Raw genomic sequence first — 23,708 nt, forward strand, 5'->3', positions numbered from 1 at the left:
GCCGGCCACCCCTTCCTCATCGCGCAAGGACCTGACCTGATGGACGTGACCGACGTCGCTTCCGCCCGGCAACGCCCGGTCGGCCTCGTCGAGCTGGCCCGCATCCCGCTGCGGCGGTGGCGGATCGTGCTCGCCTCCGCGGCGCTGGTGCTGGCGGCCGTGCTGGCCTACCTGTTCGTGCTGCCGGCCACCTACACCGCGACCACGGCCGTGGTGGTCCGGCCGGTGGTGACCGACCCGTTCTCGGTGCCGTCCGGCGGCGCCGACCGCGCGGTGAACATGACGGCCGAGAGCGGGATCGCCACCAGCAACGACGTCATCGACAAGGTCGCCGGCATCACCGGGCGGGACACCAAGGAGGTGGCCGACGCCCTGGAGGTGGAGACCCCGGTCGGTGGGCAGGTGATGCGCTTCAGCTACGCCGGGCACAGCGAGCGGGAGGCGGTGGACGGCGCGAACGGCGCCGCCGAGTCGTACCTGGAACTGCGCAAGGGCATGTACGAGAACCAGCGCGCCGCGGTGCTCAAGTCGTACGACGACACGATCGACCTGGTCACCGCCCAGCGCACGACGACGCAGCGGTCACTGCCGGCCAACCAGAGCTCCAGCAACCCGTCCCCGCGCACCAGCGCCCTGCTGGACCAGCTGCGGGCGCTCAACGACCAGCTCGCCACCCTCGCCGAACAGCGGTCCAAGGTGGCCTCCGCCGACCTGAGCCCCGGCTCGGTGACCAGCGCCGCCCGTACCCCGGTGCCCTCCAGCCGGGACGCGGCGCCGCTGCTCCTGGTCGCCGGCCTGCTCGGCGGGCTGCTCCTCGGCGGGCTGGTGGCCTTCGTCCGGGAGTCCCTGGACCGCCGGGTGCGCACCGCCGCCGAGGCCGCCGCGACGATCGGCGCGCCGCTGCTCGGCACGGTGCACTGCCGCCGGGGCGGGCAGCCGGACGAGTCGGACCTGCGCTACCTCGTGCTGGCCCTGGGCCGCTGGGTCGACGGGCCCCAGCGGACCCCGCTGGTGGTGCTCTCCTCGGCGACCGACGAGGGCCGCGAGCAGATCACCGCCGGGCTCGCCGCGGTGCTGGCCACCGCCGGGCACGACGTACGCCTCGGCGTCACGCCGGAGAGCCTGGACCGGATCCGTCCGCTGATGCTGGACGCGCAGCGCCGCAACCCGCCGGTGGAGCCGGCCCGTTCCCGCCCGCTGCCCCGTCCCCGCCCGGTGCCCGCCACCACCCCGGCGACGACGGGCGCCGCCGGGCCGGAGGACACCGCCGTGATCCCGGCGGTCCGCAAGCCCCGACCGTTCCCCACCTCCGCCGAGGCGAAGAACGGCGCGGTCTACCGTTCCACCACCACCGGAGAGGACAAGACGGAGATCATCCCGACCGCCCGGCCGGCTGCCGCCGGCGCGGCGACCGACGGCCAGGAGCTGCGCATCGGCACCGGCAAGGTCCGCCTCGTCGACCTGGACGGCGCCGCCTCGGAGGGGCTCACCGTGCTGGACGCGCCGCCCGCGCTGCACGACGAGCGCGGGGTCCGGGCCGCCCGGGAGGGCCGGGCGCTGCTGGTCGCGGCCCGGGACCGGACCCGGACTTCTCAGCTGACCCAGCTGGTGGACCGGCTGCGCGCCGTCGGGGTGGAGCCGGTCGGATTCGTGCTGACGGGAGACGGCCGTGACTGACCGCGACCAGCCGGGCGCCGCAGCGGCGTACCCGCCGGTGACCGTGGTGGTGGCCACCCGGGACCGGCCGGGGCTGCTGGAGCGGGCCGTCCGGGCGGTGCTCGACCAGGACTACCCCGGGCCGGTCGAGTGCCTGGTGGTGTACGACCACACCGAGATCCGCCCGCTCGACCTGGCCGTGCCGGCCGGGCGCACCCTGCGGTACGTCACCAACACGCACCGGCGCGGACTGCCCGGCGGCCGCAACGCCGGCGTGGACGAGGCGACCAGCGACCTCATCGCGTTCTGCGACGACGACGACTTCTGGCTGCCGACCAAGCTCGCCCGGCAGGTGGAGCTGCTGGCGGCCCGCCCCGACGCCGCCGCCGCGAGCTGCGGCATCCGGCTGGAGGGCCCGGGCATCGCCAAGGAGCGGCGACTGGACACCGCCGAGGTCGGCCTGCCCGACTTCGTCGAGGACCGGGTGATGGAGGTGCACTCCAGCACCATCCTGGTCCGGCGGTCCACCTGGGACGCGGTCGGCCCGGTCGACGAGGAGCTGCCGGGCGGCTACGGCGAGGACTACGAGTGGCTGCTGCGGGTGGCCGCGCACGGCCCGGTGGTGATCGTGCCGGAGGTGCTGGTGGTGGTGGACTGGCACGGCGGGTCGTTCTTCTTCGGCCGCTGGGCGATGATCGTCGACGCCACCCGCTACCTGCTCGCCAAGCACCCCGAGCTGGCCGGCAGCCGGACCGGGCTGGCCCGCCTGCACGGCCAGATCGCCTTCGCGCTCGCCTCCGGGCGGCGGCGCCGGGAGGCGCTGCGCGAGCTGGGCCGGGTGGTCCGGCTCAACCCCCGCGAGAAGCGGGTGCTGGTGACCGTGCCGGTGGTGCTCGGCCTGCTCTCCGGGGAGCGGGTGCTCCGGTTGGCCCAGCGCCGGGGCCGGGGTGTCTGACCGGCGGCCCGGGGCGACCGCGCCGCCGCTGCCCGTCTGGCCGCTGACGGCCATGTTCGCCCTGGTGCCGCTCTGGTGGGCGCTGGGCGCGTTCTACCTCGGCTGGTCGGTCTTCGGGGTGGTGCTGCTCGCCCTGCTGGTCACCCGCGGCCGGGTCGCGCTGCCTCCCGGCAGCGCCGGCTGGCTGGTCTTCCTCACCCTGGTGCTGCTCAGCGCCACCCGGCTGGACCGGGTCACCGCCTACCTCACCTTCGGGCTGCGCTTCGGCTTCCTGGCGACCGCACTGGTGGTCTGCGTGTACGTGCACACCCTGGTCCGCGAGGGCGCTCGGTGGGACCGGGTGCTGCGTCCGCTGGGCTGGTACTGGCTGGGGGTGGTGGCGCTGGGCTGGCTGGCCGTGCTGATGCCCACCTTCGCCCTGACCACCCCGGTGGAGATGGCCCTGCCGCACAGCATCTCGGGGGAGCGGTTCATCCAGGCGCTGACCCACGTCCGGGCCAACGAGTTCAACCCGCAGTCGCGCACCCCGATCTACCGCACCGCGGCGCCGTACCCGTACACCAACAACTGGGGCACCGCGTACGCGTTGCTGGTGCCCTGCGTGCTGGCGTACCTGACCTCGGTGCGTACCGGGCGGTTCCGGGTGGCGCTGTGGGTGTCGCTGCCGCTGTCGGTGGTGCCGGCGTTCCTGACGCTCAACCGGGGCATGTTCCTCGGCCTCGGCGCCGGCCTGCTCTACCTGGGCCTGCGCGCCCTGGTCCGGGGCAACGCCCGGCTGATCGTCTCGATCGGTGGGCTGGTCGTGCTGGTCTGGGTGGTCAGCCTGGTCGTCCCGGTGCAGGAGATGATCGACGCCCGGGTCAGCAGCACCGACACCAACGTCGACCGGATGGACCTGTACGTGCGGACCTGGCAGGCGGTCGAACGCTCGCCGCTGCTCGGGTACGGCGCGCCGAAGAGCGTGGACACCACCCTCGCCGAGGAGCCGCTGGGCACCCAGGGCCTCATCTGGCAGATCCTGTACAGCCACGGCATCCCCGCGCTGGTGGTCTTCCTCGGCTGGCTGGTGCTGGTGGCCCGGCGGCTGGCCGCCGCGGTCTCGCCGGCCGGGCACTGGCTGAGCACCGTTCCGGTGATCGCGCTGGTGGTCATCCCGGTCTACGCCTACATCGACCCGAACCTGTCGGTGATCTTCTTCGCGGTCGGGGCGGGGTTGGCGGCGGTCGGCGGGCCGGTCAACCGGGCGTCGACCGGCCCGTCCACCATGGCCCAACCGGTGCCGCTCGCACCCTGGCGTACCCGGGGGGTCGGCCGGGCTTCCGTGCCCGCGCCGCCGGTACCCCCGCCCGCGCCGCAGCCGGCGACGGGGGTGGCCGCCGTCCCGCTGCGCATGCCGGAACCGCTGGCTCCGCTTTCCGCGCCGGCCGTCCCGGCCCCGAGCGGCGCGCCGGTCGTCCCGGCGCCGCGATCCGCGCCGGCCACCCCTCCCGCGCCGGTCCCGGGCCCGAGCGCCGCGCCGGTCGTGCCGGCGCCGCGATCCGCGACCGCCCCGCCCGCGTCGACCGCCGCACCGTCGACGGCGGCGGACGCCACGAGCGCCGTGCCCGCGCCCCGGGCCGCGACCGCCCCGCCTCCTGCGCCGGCTACGACGGCCGGCACCGCCGTGCCCGCGCCCCGGGCCGCGACCACCCCGCCTCCCGCGCCGGCCCCGACCGTCCCGGCGGCATCCGAGGCGGCCGGGCCGCCGGCGGCCGACCCGGACCGGCCGGTCGCGGACGCGCCACGCCAGGGAGGGACGGCATGACCGATCGGGGTACGCGGCCGACCGGCGCGGCCGCCACGGCCGTCGCGGACGCCGGTGGGTCGGCCGGCGAGCGGGAGGTACGCCGCAGCACGCGCAGCGGGATGATCGGGCTGGCCGGCGCGGCGGTCAACGGACTGCTGGGCTTCGTACTGACCGTGGTGATCGTCCGCGGGTTGGGGCCGGCCGGTTCCGGCGCGATGTTCACCGCGATCGGCGTGGTAGCGATCATGGGCGTGCTCTGCTGCGCCGGCGCCGACACCGCGCTGGTCTGGGCCCTGCCTCGACGCCGGACGGGTCGCGACGGTGACGCCGCCCGGCTGCTGCCCGTCGCCCTGCTCCCCGCGCTGCTGTTCACCGTGGTCGTGGCGATGACCGGCGTGGCCCTCTCCGGGGCGCTCGCGCCGGTGCTGTTCGACCCGGGCACGCGCGAGGGCGCCGGCCTGCTCCGGCTGGCCTTCGCCGGCCTGCCGTTCGTGGTGGCGACCACGGTGCTGCTGGCCGCCGTGCGGGCCGTGCGCCCGGTCGCCGCCCTGGTGGCGGTGCAGTACGTCTTCGTGCCGGCGGCCCGCCCGGCCCTGGTGTCGGCGGCGCTGCTCGCCGGCGCGGGGGTGACGGTGGCCTTCGCCGGCTGGCTCGCCCCGATCGCCGTGGCCGTGCTGGTCTGCGTGGCGCTGCTGGCCCGGCCGCTCGGCCTGGGGGCCGGCGCCACGCTGCGCCCGGTCGGCGCGGACTGGCGGACGCTGTGGGGCTTCGCGCTGCCCCGGGCCGCCTCGGCGACCATCGACGCCAGCAGCATGTGGCTGACGGTGCTGCTCACCGCCGCGCTCGCCGACCAGGCCGAGGCCGGCATCATCGGCGCGGTCGGCCGCTACGCCCTGGCGGGCCTGCTGATCATGCAGGGCCTGCGGGTGGCCGTCGCGCCCCAGTTGTCCCGGCTGCTCGGCCAGGGGCGTACCGGCGAGGCGGCCCTGGTCTACCGGCGGATCACCGCGGTGATCATCGCGTTCTCCTGGCCCGGCTACCTGCTGCTGGCGGTCTTCGCGCCCGGTTTCCTGCGGCTGTTCGGCGCGGAGTTCACCGCCGGCGCCGCCGCCATGGTCGTGCTCGCCGGGGCGATGATGGTCAACTCCGGGACCGGGATCGTGCAGACGCTGCTGCTGATGAGCGGCAGCAGCGGGCGGCACCTGCTGGCCGCCGCCACCGGGCTGCTGCTCAACGTGGCGCTGGCCGTGCTGCTGATCCCGCCGCACGGGGCGCTCGGCGCGGCGGTGGCCTGGACGGTCGGCATCGTGGCGGAGAACGTCATCGCGACGGTGGCCGCCCGCCGAGTGGTCGGCGAGGCGCTGATCACCCGCTCGGTGCTGCGCGCCGCGGCCGCCGCCGGCAGCGCCACCGCCGTGCTGGCCACGGCCGGCGCGGCCGTCGCCGGCCGGGGCGTGGCCGGCCTGTTCCTCACCCTCGGGGTCGCGGTGCTGCTCGGCGTCGCGCTGCTGCTGCATCCGGGGGTACGCCGACGGGCGCGGGCGACGGCGCCGACCCTGCTCGGCCGCGGGCCGAGCTGACGAGGAGGACGAGATGACGATGCGGGACAGGGTCAAGGCGCTGGTGCCGGCCCCGGTGCGGACCGGGGTGCGCACCTCGCTGGTCCGCTACGGGGAGCGCACCAGCGACCGGCGCCCGCTGCCGGACTTCCTCATCATCGGCACCAAGCGCGGCGGCACCACCTCGCTCTGGCGCTACCTGCTGGAGCATCCGCTGGTGCCCCGGCTCTTCCCGGCGTGGAACACCAAGACCTCGCACTACTTCGAGGACACCTTCGCCCGAGGCGAGACCTGGTACCGCTCGCACTTTCCGACCCTGCGGCAGCGGCGGGCGCTGGAACGCCGGCACGGCGGCCCGACCCGGGTGGGGGAGGCCGCGCCGCTGTACATGTTCCACCCCCAGTCGCCGGGGCGGGTGGCGGACCTGATCCCCGCCGTGAAGCTGATCGTGCTGCTGCGCGACCCGGTGGAGCGGGCGTACTCGCACTGGAAGGAACGGCGGACCGAGGGCGTGGAGCCGCTGGACTTCGCCGAGGCGCTGGCCCGGGAGGAGGAGCGGACGGCGGGGGAGCGGGAGAAGCTGCTCGCCGACCCGACGTACGTCAGCACCGCCTACGACTGGTACACCTACCGGGCCCGGGGCCGCTACCTGGAGCACCTGGAGCCGTGGCTGGACCGCTTCGACCGCGGGCAGTTGCTGATCCTGCCCAGCGAGACGCTGTACCGCGAGCCCGCCGCCACCTACGCCCAGGTGCTGGACTTCCTGGGCCTGCCGGCCCACCAGCTCGACCGGTACGAGGTCTTCAACGACCGGCGCAGCAGCGCGATGGACCGGTCGGTCCGCGACGAGCTGACCCGGTACTACGCGCCGTACAACGAGGCCCTGGCCGGCCGGCTGGGCATGACCTTCGACTGGGGGAGCTGACCGTGGCGAGCGGGACCCGGACCAACGACGACAACCCGACGGCACGCCCCCGGAGTTCCCTGAACGCGCTGCGCTTCCGCCTGGTCGACTCCCCGGACTCGTACGGCGCGAAGCGCCGGGCGAAGCGGGCGCTCTGGCTGTCGGAGACGTTCCCCGACCTCGCCCGGATGTCCGTGCTCGACCTCGGCGGCCGGGTCGACAGCTGGTCGACGGCGCCGGTACGCCCGAAGCACGTGCACGTGGTCAACCTGGAGCCGCTGCCGGCGGAGCTGCCCGACTGGGTGGAGGCCGACCACGCCGACGCCTGCGAGCTGCCCCCGGCCATCCTGAGCCGCCGCTACGACCTGGTGTTCAGCAACAGCGTGCTGGAGCACGTGGGCGGGCACGAGCGGCGCCGCCGGATGGCCGAGGCGATCCGGACCCTCGCCCCCCGGCACTGGGTGCAGACCCCGTACCGGTACTTCCCGGTGGAGCCGCACTGGGTGGCGCCCGGCATGCAGTTCCTGCCGGTGCCGGCCCGGGTGGCGGTGGCCCGCAAGTGGCCGCTGGCCTACACCCCGGGCAAGTCCTGGGACCAGGCCATGAAGCAGGTGCTCACCACCGAGCTGATCGGTCGGGCCGAGATGCGCTACCTCTTCCCCGACTCGACCATCCGGGCCGAGCGGATGCTCGGCCTGACCAAGTCGATCATCGCGGTCCGGACGGCCTGACCGGCCACCGGTGACCCGCCCGGCGGACGTCCGCGTCCGCAGGGCGGGACGCGCCGGGCGGCACGCCGGGGCGGCGACCGACCGTGACAGACTGAGCGCTGTGTTGCGCTGGCTGACTGCAGGTGAATCCCACGGACCCGCCCTCGTCGCGATGCTCGAGGGGGTGCCCGCCGGGATCGAGGTGACCACCCGGGAGATCTCCGACGAGCTGGCCCGGCGCCGGCTCGGCTACGGCCGGGGCGCCCGGATGTCGTTCGAGCGGGACGAGGTCGAGGTCATCGGCGGCCTGCGGCACGGCGTCACGCTGGGCAGCCCGGTCGCCATCCGGGTCGGCAACTCCGAGTGGCCGAAGTGGCAGACCGTGATGGCCGCCGACCCGGTGGACCCCGACGAGCTGGCCAGGCAGGCCCGCAACGCCCCGCTGACCCGCCCCCGGCCCGGCCACGCCGACCTGGCCGGCATGCAGAAGTACGGCCACACCGACGCGCGGCCGATCCTGGAGCGGGCCAGCGCGCGGGAGACCGCCGCGCGGGTGGCCGTCGGCACGGTGGCCAAGGCGCTGGTGAAGCAGGCCCTCGGCATCGAGATCGTCTCGCACGTGGTGGAGCTCGGCCCGGTCGCCGCCAAGCCGGGCCTGCGGCCCCGCCCGGAGGACGCCGAGCGGATCGACGCCGACCCGCTGCGCTGCCTGGACCCGGAGGCGAGCGCCCGGATGGTCGCCGAGGTCGACGCCGCGAAGAAGGCCGCCGACACGCTCGGCGGCGTGGTCGAGGTGCTGGCGTACGGGGTGCCGCCGGGCCTGGGCAGCCACGTGCAGTGGGACCGCAAGCTCGACGCCCGGCTGGCCACCGCGCTGATGTCCATCCAGGCCATCAAGGGCGTGGAGATCGGCGACGGCTGGCAGCAGGCCCGCTCCCGCGGCTCCGAGGCGCACGACGAGATCATGCCCACCGCCACCGGCGTCCGCCGGGTCACCGACCGGGCCGGCGGCCTGGAGGGCGGCATCACCACCGGTGAGCCGCTGCGGGTGAAGGCCGCGATGAAGCCGATCTCCTCGCTGAACCGGGCGCTGGCCACGGTCGACGTGACCACCGGCGAACCGGCCACCGCCATCAACCAGCGCTCCGACGTCTGCGCCGTGCCGGCCGCCGCCGTGGTCGCCGAGGCGATGGTGGCGCTGGTGCTGGCCGAGGCGGCCACCGAGAAGTTCGGCGGCGACTCGGTGGCGGAGATCCGCCGCAACCTCGCCGGATACCTCGACGCGCTGGTGATCCGGTGACCGGCCGGGCGGCGGCGGGACGGAGCGTGCTCCGGTGACGAAGCCGCTCTGCGTGCTGGTCGGGGCGCCCGGCTCCGGCAAGACCACCGTCGGCGAGGAGCTGGCGGCGCTGCTCGGGGTCGACTTCCGGGACACCGACGCCGACATCGAGCGGATGGCCGGCAAGCCGATCCCGGAGATCTTCATCGACGAGGGGGAGGCGCACTTCCGTACCCTCGAACGGGCGGCGGTGGCGGCGGCGCTGGCCTCGCACGGCGGGGTGCTCGCCCTCGGCGGCGGCGCGGTCCTCGCCGAGGAGAACCGCGCCGCGCTGGTCGGGCACACCGTGGTGCACCTGTCGGTGGAGCTGCCCGACGCGGTGAAGCGGGTCGGGCTCGGCGCCGGCCGGCCACTGCTCGCGATCAACCCGCGGGCCACCCTCAAGCACCTGATGGACCAGCGCCGCCCGCTCTACGCCGAGGTGGCGACCGCGACGGTGGTGACCGACGGGCGTACCCCGCCGGAGCTGGCCGCCGAGATCGTCGCCCTGCTCAAGCCCTGACCCGACCGGCTGCCGGCGGTCAGCCCCGGGCGATGGTGTCGAGCAGGTCGGCCAGGGCCTTCGGCTCGCTCAGCATCGGCCAGTGACCGGTCGGCAGGCCGTGCAGCTCGGCGCCGGTGAGACCGGCGAAGAACGGGTGACCCTCGGCGATCATCGCGGCGGCCACCTCCACCGGGAAGGTGCACGCCACCAGCGCGGTCGGCACCGGCCGCCCCCCGGTACGCCGCACCGGGTCGGTCGCCGCGCCCAGCGGGTGTCCGGTGGACCGGCGCCGCAGCAGCGTCAGCGCGCCGTCGTCCAGACCAGCCAGGTTCTGCGGGTCCTCGGCCGGCTCCCAGGCCGGCGGCGGCAGCAGGTGCCCGTCGCCGATCCGCGCGCGCAGCCGCTCCTGCTCCTCCGGCGGGTTGACGTCGAACTGGGACATGCCGTCGGGCAGCGGCCCGCTCTCCACGTAGACCACCCGGGCGATCCGGTCCGGCATCCGGTCGGCCGCCTGGGTCACCGGCATCCCGCCGCCGGAGTGCCCGACCAGCACCACGTCGCGCAGCTCCTCCGCCTCGATGAGCGCGGTGAGGTCGGTGGTGTGCGTCTCCAGGCCCACCTCCGGGCCGGCCAGGTGGGCCCGGTCGGCCACCCCGGTCAGCGTCACCGCGTACACGTCGTGGCCGCGCCCGCGCAGGTCGGCGGTCACCTCCCGCCACGCCCAGCCGCCCAACCAGAACCCCGGCACCAGCACGAACGTCGCCATCTCGAACCTCCCTCGTCTCGATGTCCATGGACACCGTAGGCTCGAATCCGGACAGTTCCCGCCCGGTATTGCGAGGTGGCCCGTGTCACATCCCGCCGGCCGGGTGCTCGCGATGCTCGAACTGCTGCAGAGCCACCACCGGCTCACCGGTGTCGACCTGGCCGACCGGCTGCGGGTCGACGAGCGCACCGTGCGCCGGTACGCCGCCACCCTGGTCGACCTCGGCATTCCGGTGACCGCCGAGCGGGGCCGGTACGGCGGCTACCGGCTGCGTCCCGGCTACAAGCTGCCGCCGCTGATGCTCACCGACGACGAGGCGGTCGCGGTGCTGCTCGGCCTGGTCGCGGCGGAACGGCTGGGGCTGGGCACCGAGGAGCCGGCCACCGCCACCGCCCTGGCCAAGATCCGGCGGGTGCTGCCGGCTCCCCTCGCGGAGCGGCTCGCCGCCGTCCAGGACCACCTCGGCTTCACGCTGCGCCGCGCCGATCCAGCGCTGCGCCCGGCCACCGGCACGCTGCTCACCCTCGGCGCGGCGGCTCGGCAGCGGCGGCGGGTGACGCTGGACTACCGCTCCTGGCGGGGTGACCCGTCGCGGCGGCAGCTCGACCCGTACGGGCTGGTCTTCCACGCCGGCCGCTGGTACGTCACCGGTCACGACCACCTCCGAAACGAGGTACGCACCTTCCGGCTGGACCGGATCGGCGCGGTCAGCACCGACCAGGAGACCTTCGCCGTGCCGGACGAATTCGACCCGGTGGCCCAGGTGACCCGCTCGCTGGCCGGCGTGCCGTACGCGCACTCCGTCGAGGTGCTGCTGGAGACCGATCTGGTAACCGCCCGACGCCGCGTCCCGCCCAGCGTCGGCGACCTGACCGAGGCCGCCGACGGGGTGCTGCTGCGGACCCGCGCCGAGCACCTGGACGGGATGGCGCAGCTGCTCGCCGGGCTCGGCTGGCCGTTCACCGTGCTCCGGCCGGACGCGCTGCGCGACGCCGTCCGCGCCCACGCGACCCGGCTGGCCGGCTGGGCCGACCGGCCCGGGCCCGCCCCACCGTCCGCCTGACGAACGACGGGAAGCGGCGAAGCCGGCGGCGGCCGGGACCGGTGGCGCCGCCGCCAGGGGCCGGCGGACGGGGTCCCGGTTCAGGCCGGCGACGGCACCGGCTCGGACCCCGCGCGCCGGACCACCGGCCGCCAGGTGACCAGCAGGGCGAGGGCGAGCAGGAGCTCGGCCAGGTCGCCGCCGTAGTACATCAGCGTCGCCGCCGCCCGCAGTTGCGCCACCGGCGCGGCGGTGTCGACCAGGCCGGCGTACATGAGCTGGGCCAGCGCGGCGTGCGCGGTCACCGACAACCCCAGCACGACCAGCCGCAGCGGCACCTCGGGGCGGTGCGGCCCCGGGTCGGGGCCGGCGATCGCCCAGGTGAAGAGGTACCCGCTGGCCAGGAAGTGCAGCAGCACCAGGCCGTGCAGCCCCGGGTGGGCCAGGGTGGCCCGGTACAGCGGGGTCAGGTGCAGCAGGTAGAGCCCGCCGGCGGTGAGCAGCAGGCCGGTGACCGGGTGGGCGGCCACCCGCGGGACCGGGTGGCGCAGCACCCGCAGCGCCGCCCGCCCGATGTCGCGACGTACCGTGCGCAGCGCGAGGGTGCCGGGTGCGCCGAGCACCAGCCCGAGCGGCGCCAGCATCCCGACCAGCAGGTGCCGCCACATGTGTCCGACCAGGTCGTGGCCGGGCAGCACCGCGGCCACCGCGAGCAGCGCCGCGCCCGCACCGAAGCTCGCGGTACGCCAGTGGCTCCAGCCGCCGCGCCCCGGGTCGCGCTGGCGCAGCGCCGCGGCCAGGTAGACCCAGAAGACCAGCAGCGGTACGAGCAGCAGCGGGCCGACTCCGTCGCCGTGCTGCCCGGTCATCGCCGGTCGGCGCAGGTGTCCACCGTGCCGGCCCGGCGCTGTACCGCCCAGCCGACGGCGATCAGCGCCGCGCCGAACAGCAGGAAGCCGACGTCCCAGGCCGTCTGGTGGGGGCCGCCGTGCACGTGGTGGATGCCCAGCAGGTGGTGGTCGACGATCCCCTCGACCAGGTTGAACAGGCCCCAGCCCACCAGCGCCCAGCCCCACAGCGCCGGGGAGCGCCAGAGCCGGCCGCGGGACCGGGTCACCCGGGCGTAGAGCAGGGCCAGCCCGGTGAGCACCGCCACCCAGGTGACCACGTGGAAGATGCCGTCCCAGAGGGTGTTCATCTGCAGGCCGGGGACGGTGTCCACCGGGTACGCCCGGATCCCGACGTTGTCGGTGTCGGTGCTGCTGAGCAGGTGGTGCCACTGGAGCACCTGGTGCAGGACGATGCCGTCGGCGAAGCCGCCGAGCCCGACGCCGAGGATGGTGGCGGGCAGCCGGATGTCGGCACCGTCGATGGTCGTGGTGGCCATGGGAACCTCCGCCGTCGTGGGCCGGGTCCGCTTCGCCCCACGTCCGGCCGTTACGAGCTGAACGTACCGGGTGGGCGGCAATGTCGCTTGCCACCAGGTGGACGAGCGCCGTCGCGGCGGTGCCGGCTGCACTAGGCTGCCCTGCGATGGACGAGGTGACCCGGATTCCGGTCGGCGGCGAGCGGCCGTACGACGTGCTCGTGGGACGAGACCTGCTCGATCCGCCGCCGCGGCTGCTGCCCGGCGCCGAGCGGGTCGCGCTGCTGTTCGCGCCGCCGCTCAAGGACCTGGCCGACACGCTGGCCGAACGGCTGCGCGCGGTCGGCGTGACCCCGCTGCCGATCGAGGTGCCCGACGCCGAGGCGGGCAAGCGGATCGAGGTGGCCGCCGACTGCTGGGAGCGGCTGGGCGCGGCCGGGTTCACCCGTAGCGACGCGGTGGTCGGGGTGGGCGGGGGAGCGGTGACCGACCTGGCCGGCTTCGTCGCCGCCTGCTGGCTGCGCGGAGTGCGCTGGGTGCCGGTGGCGACCTCCCTGCTCGGCATGGTGGACGCGGCGGTCGGTGGCAAGACCGGCGTGAACACCGCCGCCGGCAAGAACCTGGTCGGCGCGTTCCACCCGCCGGCCGGCGTGCTCTGCGACCTGGCGACGCTGGACAGCCTGCCCCCGGCCGACCTGGCCGCCGGGCTGGCCGAGGTGGTCAAGTGCGGTTTCATCGCCGACCCGGTGATCCTCGACCTGGTCGAGCGGGACCCGGCCGCCGCCGTCGACCCGACCGGCCCGGTGGCCCGGGAGCTGATCGAGCGGGCGATCCGGGTGAAGGCCGACGTGGTCTCCGGCGACCTGCGCGAGTCCGGGGTGCGCGAGGTGCTCAACTACGGCCACACCCTGGCGCACGCGATCGAGAAGGTGGAGGGCTACCGCTGGCGGCACGGGCACGCCGTCGCGGTGGGCACCGTCTTCGCCGGCGCCCTGGCCCGGCTGGCCGGCCGGCTCGACGCCGCCACCGCCGAACGGCACCGCACGGTGCTGGCCGCGCTCGGCCTGCCCACCAGCTACCCGGCGGACGCCTGGCCTGACCTGCTGGCCGCGATGCGGGTGGACAAGAAGGCCCGGGGCAGCACCCTGCGCTTCGTGGTGCTCGACGGCCTGGCCCGGCCGGCGATCCTCGAGGGCCCGGACGACGAGCTGCTGCACGCCGCCTACCGGGAGATCGCCTCGTGAGGGTGTACGTGCTGAACGGGCCGAACCTGGGCCGGCTCGGCACCCGGCAGGTCGACGTGTACGGCGTGACCAGCTACGCCGACCTGGTGACGCTCTGTGTCGACACCGGCCGCGAGTTGGGGCTGGACGTGACCGTCCGGCAGACCGACGCTGAGCACGAGCTGCTGGGCTGGCTGCACCAGGCGGCCGACGAGCAGGCGGCGGTGGTGCTCAACCCGGCCGCCTGGTCGCACTACTCGATCGCCGTCCGGGACGCCTGCGCGATGCTGCGTGGGCCGCTGGTGGAGGTGCACATCTCCAACATCCACGCCCGGGAGGAGTTCCGGCACCACTCCGTGGTCTCCGCGGTGGCGACCGGGGTGATCTGCGGCCTGGGCGTCGACGGCTACCGCCTCGCCCTGCGCCACCTGGCCACCCGCCTCGGCGCGACCGGCTGAGCGTCGCCGTCGCAGGGCGCCCGACCGGCCGGCCGCCCCTGGCGACGGCGCCGCACGCCACCGTCGCGCTGCCGGGTCGCAGCGTGACCGGCGGCACGATCGCTGTCGACGGCCGGGCCCGCCGCGCCCGGCGCGCCGTCGTTGACGATCACGACCGGGAGGGCGGCGTCGGCCGGGCCGGGAGGGGGTCGGCCGGCGGCGGAGTCGCCGGTTGGACACAACTAGTAGACTTGCCAGGTCTGTCCGCCAATTGATGATCAAGGCAGGAAATGGCATCCACCAACGACCTCAAGAACGGCCTGGTACTCAACCTCGACGGGGAGCTCTGGGCCGTCGTCGAGTTCCAGCACGTCAAGCCCGGTAAGGGTGGGGCGTTCGTCCGCACGACGCTGAAGAACGTGCTGTCCGGCAAGGTCGTCGACAAGACCTTCAACGCGGGCACCAAGGTCGAGACCGCGACCGTCGACAAGCGCACCATGCAGTACCTGTACGCCGACGGCGAGGACTACGTCTTCATGGATCTGGAGACGTTCGACCAGATCACCGTCCCCGGCGGCACCGTCGGCGAGGCGGCCAACTACCTCCTCCCCGAGGCCGAGGCGACCGTCGCCACCCACGAGGGTGTCCCGCTCTACATCGAGCTGCCGACCTCGGTCGTGCTCGAGGTCACCTACACCGAGCCGGGCCTGCAGGGCGACCGGTCGACCGGCGGCAACAAGCCGGCCACCGTCGAGACCGGCGCCACCGTGCAGGTGCCGCTCTTCATCACCACCGGCGAGAAGATCAAGGTCGACACCCGCGACGGCCGTTACCTCGGCCGAGCCTGATGGCCGAGGGTCCCAAGCAGCAGATGCCGTCGCGCCGCAAGGCGCGCAAGCGGGCGCTGGACGTGCTCTACGAGGCCGACCTGCGTGACCGGCCCCCGGTCGAGGTGCTCGCCGGCTACGTGGAGCGGATCGAGAAGCCGCGGCCGGAGCACCTGGGTTACGCGGTCGGCCTGGTCGAGGGGGTCGCCGCCCACCTCGACCGGATCGACGAGGTGATCGCCAGCTACGCCGAGGGGTGGACGCTGGACCGGATGCCGGTGGTCGACCGCAACCTCGCCCGCATCGCGGTCTACGAGCTGCTCTACGTCGACGAGATCGACGACGCGGTGGCGATCAGCGAGGCGGTGGAGCTGGCCCGGCAGATGTCGACCGACGACTCGCCGCGCTTTCTCAACGGCATCCTCGGCCGGATCGCCGAGTACGCCACCCGCTGATCCGGGTCGCCGGCCCTCCGCCGCCGGCCGCACCCGATCACCCGATCACGCAGAAAAGGGCCCGTGCCGGACGGCACGGGCCCTTTTCTGCGAACAGTGGATCAGGACGCGAAGAACGCCCGCGGGTCGGCGACCAGCACACCGTGCTCGGTGAGCCGCTCGATCAGGCCCGACGGCGAGGCGTCGTACACGATGGCGAGGGCGCGCAGGTCGTCGGCGCGGATCGAGAGCACCCGGCCGTTGTAGTCGCCACGCTGCTGCTGGATGGCGCGGGCGTACCGGGCGACGTAGGCGAGGTCCTCGGAGGCCTCGTCGTAGAGCCGCTCCAGGTCCAGGACGATCTTGCTGGTGGGCTCGTGCCGCACCCCGCTGCCGTCGGGCAGCAGCTCCGAGACGGGAACGCGGTAGAAGTCGGCCAGCTCCGCCAGGCGGGACACGGTGACGGCCCGGTCGCCGCGCTCGTACGAGCCGACCACCACGGCCTTCCACCGCCCGTTCGACTTCTCCTCCACACCCTGCAGGGACAGGCCCTGCTGCTGGCGGATGGAGCGCAGGCGGGCGCCCAGCGACTTGGCGTATTCAGAGGGCATTCGGACACTCCCAGTGCTGCTTTGGGGTTCTCCCAGCGATCGCTACGGAGCGTGACGGTACGGGGATTGCGACACGTGGTCAAGTGGTCGTGTCCTTACAGTTGGGGAGCGCGGGGGGACTTATCCCCATTTCACCGTCCTGATCCGGGGATCAGTGGGTGCCGAGGGCCGTGCCGGTGACCGCTGGTAACGTGGCATGAAGCCCCGGTCCGGGCCGTTCGCGATCCGACCGGAGTCCCCAGACGTCCTTTAACGACCCGTCCCGTGAGGCGGGGAAGGAGGTCCGCCGTGGCCTGCCCACCGGCTGCCCCATCGTCGCTGCCGCGACAACCCTCGGTGAAGGTGATCCTCGCCAGTGCCGACGTCCAGCGCGTCGTCGACCGGATCGCCCACCAGATCCTGGAGAAGACCCAGGGCGCCGCCGACACCGTCCTGCTCGGCATACCCACTCGCGGAGCTCCGCTCGCGCGGCGGCTCGCCGCCCGGATCAGCACCTTCGAGGACGTCGACGTCCCGGTCGGGGTGCTCGACATCACTCTCTACCGCGACGACCTGCGCCGACACGCCACCCGCGCGGTCGGCCCGACCCAGCTCCCGCCGGGCGGCATCGACGGCAAGCGGGTCATCCTCGTCGACGACGTGCTCTTCTCCGGCCGCACCGTCCGGGCCGCGCTCGACGCGCTCAACGACGTCGGCCGGCCGGCCAGCGTGCAGCTCGCCGTCCTGGTCGACCGCGGCCACCGCGAGCTGCCGATCCGCGCCGACTACGTCGGCAAGAACATCCCGACCGCGCTCACCGAGAGCGTCAAGGTCACCCTCGCCGAGACCGACGGTGCCGACGAGGTCAAGCTCTTCGGGGGTACCACCTCATGATCCGGCACCTGCTCTCCGGGGCCGACCTGGACGCGGCCACCGCCACCCAGATCCTCGACACCGCGGCCGAGATGGCCACCGTCGCCGGCCGGGAGGTCAAGAAGCTCCCCGCGCTGCGCGGCCGGACCGTGGTGAACCTCTTCTACGAGGACTCCACCCGGACCCGGATCTCCTTCGAGGCGGCCGCCAAGCGGCTCAGCGCCGACGTGATCAACTTCTCGGCCAAGGGCTCCAGCGTGGCCAAGGGGGAGAGCCTGAAGGACACCGCGCTCACCCTCCAGGCGATGGGGGCCGACGCGGTGGTCGTCCGGCACCCCGCCTCGGGCGCGCCGCACCGGCTGGCCAACTGGGTGGACGGGTCGGTGGTCAACGCCGGCGACGGCACCCACGAGCACCCCACCCAGGCGCTGCTCGACGCGTACACGATGCGCTCCCGGCTGGGCCGGCTCGCCGGCCTGCACGTCGCGGTGGTCGGGGACGTGCTGCACTCCCGGGTGGCCCGCTCCAACGTGCTGCTGCTCTCCACCCTCGGCGCCAAGGTCACCCTGGTCGGCCCGCCGACGCTGATCCCGGTGCACATCGGCCAGGCGCTGGCGCCCGGCACCGACGTCTCCTACGACCTGGACGCGGTGCTGCCACAGTCGGACGTGGTGATGATGCTGCGGGTGCAGCGGGAGCGGATGAACGACTCCTACTTCCCCTCCGCCCGCGAGTACGCCCGCCGCTACGGCCTGGACGGCCCGCGCATGCGCCGGCTGCCCGAGCACGCGATCGTCATGCACCCCGGCCCGATGAACCGGGGCATGGAGATCACGCCCGAGGTCGCCGACTCGCCCCGCTCCACCATCGTCGAACAGGTCGCCAACGGGGTCTCCGTGCGGATGGCCGTCCTCTACCTGCTGCTCGGGGGGAACCACCTGTGAGCTCGTACCTGATCCGCAACGTGAGCGTCGTCGGCGCCGCGCCGACCGACCTGCTGATCCGCGACGGCGTCGTCGCCGAGACCGGCGCCGGGCTTACCGCGCCGGAGGCCACCGTCGTCGACGGCACCGGGCTGGTCGCCCTGCCCGGCCTGGTCGACCTGCACACCCACCTGCGCGAGCCGGGCCGGGAGGACGCCGAGACGGTCGAGTCCGGCTCCCGCGCGGCTGCGCTCGGCGGCTACACCGCCGTCTGCGCGATGGCCAACACCTCCCCGGTCGCCGACACCGCCGGCGTGGTCGAGCAGGTCTGGCGGCTGGGCCGCGAGGCCGGACTGGTCGACGTGCAGCCGATCGGCGCGGTCACCGTCGGGCTGGCCGGCGAGCGGCTGGCCGAGCTGGGCGCGATGGCCGACTCCGCCGCCCGGGTCCGGATCTTCTCCGACGACGGGTTCTGCGTCGCCGACCCCAAGCTGATGCGCCGGGCCCTGGAGTACGTCAAGGCGTTCGACGGGATCGTCGCCCAGCACGCCGAGGAGCCCCGGCTCACCGAGGGCGCGCAGATGCACGAGGGTGAGGTCTCCACCCGGCTCGGGCTCACCGGCTGGCCGGCGGTCGCCGAGGAGGCGATCATCGCCCGGGACGTGCTGCTCGCCGAGCACGTCGGCAGCCGGCTGCACGTCTGCCACGTCTCCACCGCCGGCAGCGTCGAGGTGCTGCGCCAGGCCAAGGCGCGCGGGGTGCGGGTGACCGCCGAGGTGACCCCGCACCACCTGCTGCTGACCGACGACAAGGCGTCCACCTACGACCCGGTCTACAAGGTCAACCCGCCGCTGCGCACGGCCACCGACATCGCCGCGCTGCGGGCCGCGCTGGCCGAGGGCGTCATCGACGTCGTCGCCACCGACCACGCCCCGCACGCGGTGGAGGACAAGGAGTGCGAGTGGGCGTACGCCCGGCCGGGGATGCTCGGCCTGGAGACGGCGCTCTCGATCGCCCTGGACGTGTTCGGGCCGCAGTGGGACCTGATCGCCGAGCGGATGTCGCGTACCCCGGCCCGGATCGCCGGGCTCGACGGGCACGGCCTCGACCCGGCGCCCGGCGTGCCGGCCAACCTCACCCTGGTCGACCCGGCCGCCCGTCGGGTGATCGAGCCCGCGGAGCTGGCCAGCCGCAGTCGTAACACCCCGTACGCCCGCATGACGCTGCCGGGTCGCATCGTGGCGACCTTCCTGCGTGGCGAGCCGACGGTCCTGGACGGAAAGGCTGTCAAGTAATGGCTAAGCGCAGGCCCGCGATCCTCGTTCTCGAGGACGGGCGCACGTTCCACGGCGAGGCGTACGGCAGCGTCGGGGAGACCTTCGGCGAGGCGGTCTTCAACACCGGCATGACCGGTTACCAGGAGACCCTGACCGACCCCTCGTACCACCGGCAGGTGGTGGTGCAGACCGCGCCGCACATCGGCAACACCGGCGTCAACGCCGAGGACGACGAGTCCGGCCGGATCTGGGTCGCCGGGTACGTGGTGCGCGACCCCGCCCGGATCGGCTCCAACTGGCGCGCCACCGGCGGGCTGGAGGACCGGCTCGCCGCCGAGGGTGTGGTCGGCATCGCCGGCGTGGACACCCGGGCGCTGACCCGGCACCTGCGCGAGCGTGGCGCGATGCGGGTCGGCATCTCCAGCGTCGACGACGACCCGCGCGCCCTGCTGGCCCGGGTCCGCCAGTCGCCGCAGATGGTCGGCGCGGACCTCTCCGCCGAGGTGACCACCGCCGAGCCGTACGTCGTCGAGGCGGTCGGCCCGCACCGGTTCACCGTGGCCGCGCTCGACCTGGGCATCAAGCGCAACGTGCCGCGGCGGCTCGCCGCGCGCGGGGTCACCACCCACGTGCTGCCGGCCGGCTCCACCATCGACGACCTGCTGGCCACCGGCGCGGACGCGGTCTTCCTCTCGCCCGGCCCCGGCGACCCGGCCACCGCCGAGGGGCCGGTCGCGCTGGCCCGGGAGGTGCTGCGCCGCGAGGTGCCGCTGTTCGGCATCTGCTTCGGCAGCCAGATCCTCGGCCGGGCGCTGGGCTTCGGCACCTACAAGCTCGGCTACGGCCACCGAGGGATCAACCAGCCGGTGCTCGACCGGGCCACCGGCAAGGTCGAGGTGACCAGCCACAACCACGGCTTCGCGGTCGACGTGTCGGGCCGCGAACAGGAGCTCAGCGCCGTGCAGGCGCCGGGCCGAAGGCCCGGCGTGGTGGTCCCCGACCAGGTGATCGAGACCGAGTTCGGGGGCGTGCAGGTGTCGCACGTCTGCCTCAATGACAACGTGGTCGAGGGGCTGCGGGCCAGGGACGTGCCCGCCTTCACCGTTCAGTACCACCCGGAGGCGGCGGCCGGCCCGCATGACGCGGACTACCTGTTCGACCGCTTCGCCGAGCTCATCGAAGGCGGGAAGAATGCCTAAGCGCACCGACCTCAAGCACATCCTGGTGATCGGCTCCGGACCGATCGTCATCGGGCAGGCCTGCGAGTTCGACTACTCCGGCACCCAGGCGTGCCGGGTGCTGCGCAGCGAGGGCATCCGGGTCAGCCTGGTCAACTCCAACCCGGCGACGATCATGACGGACCCCGAGTTCGCCGACGCCACGTACGTCGAGCCGATCACCCCGGAGTTCGTCGAGCTGGTCATCGCCAAGGAACGCCCGGACGCCCTGCTGCCCACCCTCGGCGGGCAGACCGCGCTGAACACCGCGGTCGCCCTGCACGAGGCCGGCGTGCTGGACAAGTACGGCGTGGAGCTGATCGGCGCCAACATCGACGCGATCAACCGCGGCGAGGACCGGCAGCTGTTCAAGGACATCGTCGCCAAGGCCGGCGCCCGGCTCGGCGTCGAGGACCCGACCGGCCTGGTGCCGCGCTCCCGGGTCTGCCACTCGATGGCCGAGGTCGAGGCCACCGCCGCCGAGCTGGGCCTGCCGGTGGTGATCCGGCCGTCGTTCACCATGGGCGGCCTGGGCTCCGGCATGGCGCACAGCGACGAGGACCTGCACCGCATCGCCGGGGCCGGCCTGGCCGCCAGCCCGGTGCACGAGGTGCTCATCGAGGAGAGCGTGCTCGGCTGGAAGGAGTACGAGCTCGAACTGATGCGCGACCGCCACGACAACGTGGTGGTGGTCTGCTCGATCGAGAACGTCGACCCGATGGGCGTGCACACCGGCGACAGCGTCACCGTCGCCCCGGCCATGACGCTCACCGACCGGGAGTACCAGCGCCTGCGCGACCTGGGCATCGCGGTGCTGCGCGAGGTCGGGGTGGACACCGGCGGCTGCAACATCCAGTTCGCGGTCAACCCGGCCGACGGCCGGATCGTCGTGATCGAGATGAACCCCCGGGTGTCCCGCTCCTCGGCGCTGGCCTCCAAGGCCACCGGCTTCCCGATCGCGAAGATCGCCGCGAAGCTGGCCATCGGCTACACCCTGGACGAGATCCCCAACGACATCACCCTGAAGACTCCGGCGGCGTTCGAGCCGACGCTGGACTACGTGGTGGTGAAGATCCCCCGGTTCGCGTTCGAGAAGTTCCCCGGCGCCGACCCGGAGCTGACCACCACCATGAAGTCGGTCGGCGAGGCGATGAGCCTCGGCCGGAACTTCACCGAGGCGCTCAACAAGGCGATGCGCTCCATGGAAACTGCATCAGCCGGTTTCTGGACTGTGCCGGATCCGCGGGGAGCGACGGTGGAGAACACCCTCGCCGCGCTGCGGATGCCGCACGACGGCCGGCTCTACACGGTGGAGCGGGCGCTGCGGCTGGGCGCCACCATCGCCGAGGTCGCCGCGGCGTCCGGCGGGATGGACCCCTGGTTCCTGGACCAGATCGCCGGCCTGGTCGAGCTGCGCGCGGAGATCGTGGACGCCCCGGTGCTCGACGCCGAGCTGCTGCGCCGGGCCAAGCGGGCCGGCCTCTCCGACCGGCAGCTGGCCGCGTTGCGCCCGGAGCTGGCCGCCGAGGACGGCGTACGCACCCTGCGGCACCGGCTCGACGTGCGGCCGGTCTACAAGACGGTGGACACCTGCGCCGCCGAGTTCGAGGCGACCACTCCCTACCACTACTCGACCTACGACCAGGAGACCGAGGTCGCGCCCTCGGACCGGCCCAAGGTGCTCATCCTGGGCTCCGGGCCGAACCGGATCGGCCAGGGCATCGAGTTCGACTACTCCTGTGTGCACGCGGTCATGGCCCTGCGGGGGGTCGGCTACGAGACCGTCATGGTCAACTGCAACCCGGAGACGGTCTCCACCGACTACGACACCGCCGACCGGCTCTACTTCGAGCCGCTGACCTTCGAGGACGTGCTGGAGGTCTGGCACGCGGAGGACTCGTCGGGCAAGGCGGCCGGCGGCCCGGGCGTGGTCGGCGTGATCGTGCAGCTCGGCGGGCAGACCCCGCTGGGGCTGGCGCAGCGGCTCAAGAACGCCGGGGTGCCGGTGGTCGGCACCTCCCCGGAGTCGATCCACCTGGCCGAGGAGCGCGGCGCGTTCGGCGCGGTGCTGGCCCGGGCCGGGCTGCGCGCCCCGGCGCACGGCATGGCCACCTCGTACGACGAGGCGAAGGCGATCGCCGACGAGATCGGCTACCCGGTGCTGGTCCGGCCGTCGTACGTGCTCGGCGGGCGGGGCATGGAGATCGTCTACGACGACGCCACGCTGCGCGACTACATCGGCCGGGCCACCGACATCTCCCCGGACCACCCGGTGCTGGTCGACCGCTTCCTCGACGACGCCATCGAGATCGACGTGGACGCGCTCTGCGACGCCGACGGCGAGGTCTACCTCGGCGGCGTGATGGAGCACATCGAGGAGGCCGGCATCCACTCCGGCGACTCGTCCTGCGCGCTGCCGCCGATCACCCTGGCCGGCTCGCACCTGACCCAGGTGCGCCGCTACACCGAGGCGATCGCCCGGGGAGTGGGCGTCAAGGGCCTGCTCAACGTCCAGTACGCCCTCAAGGACGACATGCTCTACGTGCTGGAGGCCAACCCCCGGGCGTCCCGGACGGTCCCGTTCGTCTCCAAGGCCACGGCGGTGCCGCTGGCCAAGGCGGCGGCCCGGATCGCGCTCGGCGCCACCATCGCCGAGCTGCGCGCCGAGGGGCTGCTGCCGCCGACCGGGGACGGCGGCGTGATGCCGGCGGACGCCCCGATCGCGGTCAAGGAGGCGGTGCTGCCGTTCAAGCGGTTCCGCACCCCGTCCGGCAAGGGCATCGACTCGCTGCTCGGCCCGGAGATGAAGTCCACCGGCGAGGTGATGGGCATCGACACCAACTTCGGGCACGCCTTCGCCAAGAGCCAGTCGGCCGCGTACGGGTCGCTGCCCACCGGCGGCCGGATCTTCGTCTCGGTCGCCAACCGGGACAAGCGCGGCATGATCTTCCCGATCAAGCGGCTGGCGGACCTGGGCTTCGAGATCGTCGCCACCACCGGCACCGCCGAGGTGCTGCGCCGGCACGGCATCGCCTGCGAGCAGATCCGCAAGCACTACGAGTCGGGCGAGGGGGAGGACGCGGTGTCGATGATCCTCGGCGGCGACGTGGCCCTGGTGGTCAACACGCCGCAGGGCTCCGGCGCGAGCGCCCGCTCGGACGGCTACGAGATCCGCAGCGCCGCCGTCACGGCGGACATCCCCTGCATCACCACCGTCCCCGGCGCCGCCGCGGCCGTCATGGGCATCGAGGCCCGCATCCGCGGCGACATGCAGGTCCGCCCCCTCCAGGAGCTCCACGCCGCCCTGCGAGCCGGCGAATGACCCGCTCCGTCCCCGCGT

Annotated in this window: 22 protein-coding genes; 18 read left to right on the forward strand and 4 right to left on the reverse strand. The window is 74.0% G+C overall.

Annotated elements, in window-relative coordinates:
* Positions 1-39: 39 nt before the first annotated feature.
* The 8 genes from V6U89_RS23135 to V6U89_RS23170 all read left to right on the forward strand — a co-directional run bounded on the left by V6U89_RS23135 (position 40) and on the right by V6U89_RS23170 (position 9,411).
* Positions 40-1,677 carry a Wzz/FepE/Etk N-terminal domain-containing protein gene (locus V6U89_RS23135; protein WP_334573437.1) on the forward strand — a complete coding sequence of 546 codons (1,638 nt, stop codon included), beginning with the start codon at positions 40-42 and terminating at the stop codon, positions 1,675-1,677.
* A complete protein-coding gene (locus tag V6U89_RS23140) occupies positions 1,670-2,611 on the forward strand; it encodes a glycosyltransferase family 2 protein (RefSeq protein WP_334573438.1) in 942 nt (313 codons plus the stop codon). The genes V6U89_RS23135 and V6U89_RS23140 overlap by 8 nt, the downstream gene beginning before the upstream one ends.
* Positions 2,604-4,415, forward strand: coding sequence for an O-antigen ligase family protein (locus V6U89_RS23145; RefSeq protein ID WP_334573439.1), 1,812 nt, complete (start codon positions 2,604-2,606; stop codon positions 4,413-4,415). Before V6U89_RS23140 ends, V6U89_RS23145 begins: the two co-directional genes overlap by 8 nt.
* On the forward strand, positions 4,412-5,977 hold the full coding sequence (locus V6U89_RS23150) for a lipopolysaccharide biosynthesis protein (protein WP_334573440.1): 1,566 nt from the start codon (positions 4,412-4,414) through the stop codon (positions 5,975-5,977). Before V6U89_RS23145 ends, V6U89_RS23150 begins: the two co-directional genes overlap by 4 nt.
* Before the next feature lie 19 nt (positions 5,978-5,996).
* Positions 5,997-6,881, forward strand: a complete 885-nt coding sequence (locus V6U89_RS23155; protein WP_334573503.1) for a sulfotransferase domain-containing protein — start codon at positions 5,997-5,999, stop codon at positions 6,879-6,881.
* A gap of 167 nt (positions 6,882-7,048) precedes the next feature.
* Positions 7,049-7,591 (forward strand): class I SAM-dependent methyltransferase, encoded by a 543-nt coding sequence (locus tag V6U89_RS23160; protein ID WP_334573504.1) that lies wholly within the window; start codon positions 7,049-7,051, stop codon positions 7,589-7,591.
* Between the two features lie 100 nt (positions 7,592-7,691).
* A complete protein-coding gene (gene aroC / locus V6U89_RS23165; RefSeq protein WP_088962740.1) occupies positions 7,692-8,870 on the forward strand; it encodes a chorismate synthase in 1,179 nt (392 codons plus the stop codon).
* 34 nt (positions 8,871-8,904) lie between these two features.
* Entirely contained in the window at positions 8,905-9,411 is a 507-nt protein-coding gene (locus V6U89_RS23170; protein WP_334573441.1) for a shikimate kinase, read from the forward strand.
* A 19-nt stretch (positions 9,412-9,430) separates the two neighbouring features.
* Here V6U89_RS23170 and V6U89_RS23175 read toward each other — a convergent pair whose 3' ends face one another.
* The gene (locus tag V6U89_RS23175) at positions 9,431-10,159 is read right to left on the reverse strand and encodes an alpha/beta fold hydrolase (RefSeq protein ID WP_334573442.1); all 729 of its coding nucleotides are present in this window, start codon (positions 10,157-10,159) and stop codon (positions 9,431-9,433) included.
* Positions 10,160-10,241: 82 nt separating this feature from the next.
* Between V6U89_RS23175 and V6U89_RS23180 the strand changes: the two genes are divergently transcribed.
* Entirely contained in the window at positions 10,242-11,222 is a 981-nt protein-coding gene (locus V6U89_RS23180; protein WP_334573443.1) for a helix-turn-helix transcriptional regulator, read from the forward strand.
* 80 nt (positions 11,223-11,302) lie between these two features.
* Here the strand turns inward: V6U89_RS23180 and V6U89_RS23185 are convergent, their stop codons facing one another.
* Positions 11,303-12,070: a cytochrome c oxidase assembly protein gene (locus tag V6U89_RS23185; RefSeq protein WP_334573444.1), complete on the reverse strand. Its 768-nt coding sequence runs from the start codon at positions 12,068-12,070 to the stop codon at positions 11,303-11,305.
* Complete coding sequence (locus tag V6U89_RS23190) at positions 12,067-12,588, reverse strand: DUF2243 domain-containing protein (RefSeq protein WP_334573445.1); 522 nt, start codon at positions 12,586-12,588, stop codon at positions 12,067-12,069. The genes V6U89_RS23185 and V6U89_RS23190 overlap by 4 nt, the downstream gene beginning before the upstream one ends.
* A gap of 146 nt (positions 12,589-12,734) precedes the next feature.
* On the opposite strand from V6U89_RS23190, the gene aroB reads away from it, so the two are divergent.
* The 4 genes from aroB (at position 12,735) to nusB (ending at position 15,509) form a co-directional block, all read left to right on the forward strand.
* Positions 12,735-13,811: a 3-dehydroquinate synthase gene (aroB, locus tag V6U89_RS23195; RefSeq protein WP_334573446.1), complete on the forward strand. Its 1,077-nt coding sequence runs from the start codon at positions 12,735-12,737 to the stop codon at positions 13,809-13,811.
* Positions 13,808-14,248: a type II 3-dehydroquinate dehydratase gene (aroQ, locus tag V6U89_RS23200; protein ID WP_334573447.1), complete on the forward strand. Its 441-nt coding sequence runs from the start codon at positions 13,808-13,810 to the stop codon at positions 14,246-14,248. The genes aroB and aroQ overlap by 4 nt, the downstream gene beginning before the upstream one ends.
* Positions 14,249-14,517: 269 nt before the next feature.
* Positions 14,518-15,075, forward strand: coding sequence for an elongation factor P (gene efp / locus V6U89_RS23205; RefSeq protein WP_334573448.1), 558 nt, complete (start codon positions 14,518-14,520; stop codon positions 15,073-15,075).
* Between the two features lie 23 nt (positions 15,076-15,098).
* A complete protein-coding gene (nusB, locus tag V6U89_RS23210) occupies positions 15,099-15,509 on the forward strand; it encodes a transcription antitermination factor NusB (RefSeq protein WP_280837246.1) in 411 nt (136 codons plus the stop codon).
* 101 nt (positions 15,510-15,610) lie between these two features.
* Here nusB and bldD read toward each other — a convergent pair whose 3' ends face one another.
* On the reverse strand, positions 15,611-16,099 hold the full coding sequence (gene bldD / locus V6U89_RS23215; protein WP_013285505.1) for a transcriptional regulator BldD: 489 nt from the start codon (positions 16,097-16,099) through the stop codon (positions 15,611-15,613).
* Between the two features lie 288 nt (positions 16,100-16,387).
* On the opposite strand from bldD, the gene pyrR reads away from it, so the two are divergent.
* The 5 genes from pyrR to carB are packed head-to-tail and all read left to right on the forward strand — an operon-like array spanning position 16,388 to position 23,690.
* On the forward strand, positions 16,388-16,972 hold the full coding sequence (gene pyrR / locus V6U89_RS23220; RefSeq protein WP_334573449.1) for a bifunctional pyr operon transcriptional regulator/uracil phosphoribosyltransferase PyrR: 585 nt from the start codon (positions 16,388-16,390) through the stop codon (positions 16,970-16,972).
* Complete coding sequence (locus V6U89_RS23225; protein WP_179804323.1) at positions 16,969-17,895, forward strand: aspartate carbamoyltransferase catalytic subunit; 927 nt, start codon at positions 16,969-16,971, stop codon at positions 17,893-17,895. The genes pyrR and V6U89_RS23225 overlap by 4 nt, the downstream gene beginning before the upstream one ends.
* Positions 17,892-19,169 (forward strand): dihydroorotase, encoded by a 1,278-nt coding sequence (locus V6U89_RS23230; protein ID WP_334573450.1) that lies wholly within the window; start codon positions 17,892-17,894, stop codon positions 19,167-19,169. Before V6U89_RS23225 ends, V6U89_RS23230 begins: the two co-directional genes overlap by 4 nt.
* Positions 19,169-20,350: a glutamine-hydrolyzing carbamoyl-phosphate synthase small subunit gene (carA, locus tag V6U89_RS23235; RefSeq protein WP_334573451.1), complete on the forward strand. Its 1,182-nt coding sequence runs from the start codon at positions 19,169-19,171 to the stop codon at positions 20,348-20,350. The genes V6U89_RS23230 and carA overlap by 1 nt, the downstream gene beginning before the upstream one ends.
* A complete protein-coding gene (gene carB / locus V6U89_RS23240) occupies positions 20,343-23,690 on the forward strand; it encodes a carbamoyl-phosphate synthase large subunit (RefSeq protein WP_334573452.1) in 3,348 nt (1,115 codons plus the stop codon). Before carA ends, carB begins: the two co-directional genes overlap by 8 nt.
* The last annotated feature ends 18 nt before the right edge of the window (positions 23,691-23,708 follow it).

This window comes from Micromonospora sp. CPCC 206171 (assembly GCF_036906755.1).
Lineage (GTDB): Bacteria > Actinomycetota > Actinomycetes > Mycobacteriales > Micromonosporaceae > Micromonospora > Micromonospora purpureochromogenes.

Coding starts and splice junctions, on each gene's coding strand:
- carA (WP_334573451.1), top strand. CDS start 19,169: ATGGCTAAGCGCAGGCCCGCGATCCTCGTTCTCGAGGACGGGCGCACG.
- V6U89_RS23150 (WP_334573440.1), top strand. CDS start 4,412: ATGACCGATCGGGGTACGCGGCCGACCGGCGCGGCCGCCACGGCCGTC.
- aroB (WP_334573446.1), top strand. CDS start 12,735: ATGGACGAGGTGACCCGGATTCCGGTCGGCGGCGAGCGGCCGTACGAC.
- V6U89_RS23155 (WP_334573503.1), top strand. CDS start 5,997: ATGCGGGACAGGGTCAAGGCGCTGGTGCCGGCCCCGGTGCGGACCGGG.
- V6U89_RS23135 (WP_334573437.1), top strand. CDS start 40: ATGGACGTGACCGACGTCGCTTCCGCCCGGCAACGCCCGGTCGGCCTC.
- V6U89_RS23190 (WP_334573445.1), bottom strand. CDS start 12,588: ATGGCCACCACGACCATCGACGGTGCCGACATCCGGCTGCCCGCCACC.
- efp (WP_334573448.1), top strand. CDS start 14,518: ATGGCATCCACCAACGACCTCAAGAACGGCCTGGTACTCAACCTCGAC.
- carB (WP_334573452.1), top strand. CDS start 20,343: ATGCCTAAGCGCACCGACCTCAAGCACATCCTGGTGATCGGCTCCGGA.
- V6U89_RS23175 (WP_334573442.1), bottom strand. CDS start 10,159: ATGGCGACGTTCGTGCTGGTGCCGGGGTTCTGGTTGGGCGGCTGGGCG.
- V6U89_RS23225 (WP_179804323.1), top strand. CDS start 16,969: ATGATCCGGCACCTGCTCTCCGGGGCCGACCTGGACGCGGCCACCGCC.
- V6U89_RS23160 (WP_334573504.1), top strand. CDS start 7,049: ATGTCCGTGCTCGACCTCGGCGGCCGGGTCGACAGCTGGTCGACGGCG.
- nusB (WP_280837246.1), top strand. CDS start 15,099: ATGCCGTCGCGCCGCAAGGCGCGCAAGCGGGCGCTGGACGTGCTCTAC.
- bldD (WP_013285505.1), bottom strand. CDS start 16,099: ATGCCCTCTGAATACGCCAAGTCGCTGGGCGCCCGCCTGCGCTCCATC.
- V6U89_RS23185 (WP_334573444.1), bottom strand. CDS start 12,070: ATGACCGGGCAGCACGGCGACGGAGTCGGCCCGCTGCTGCTCGTACCG.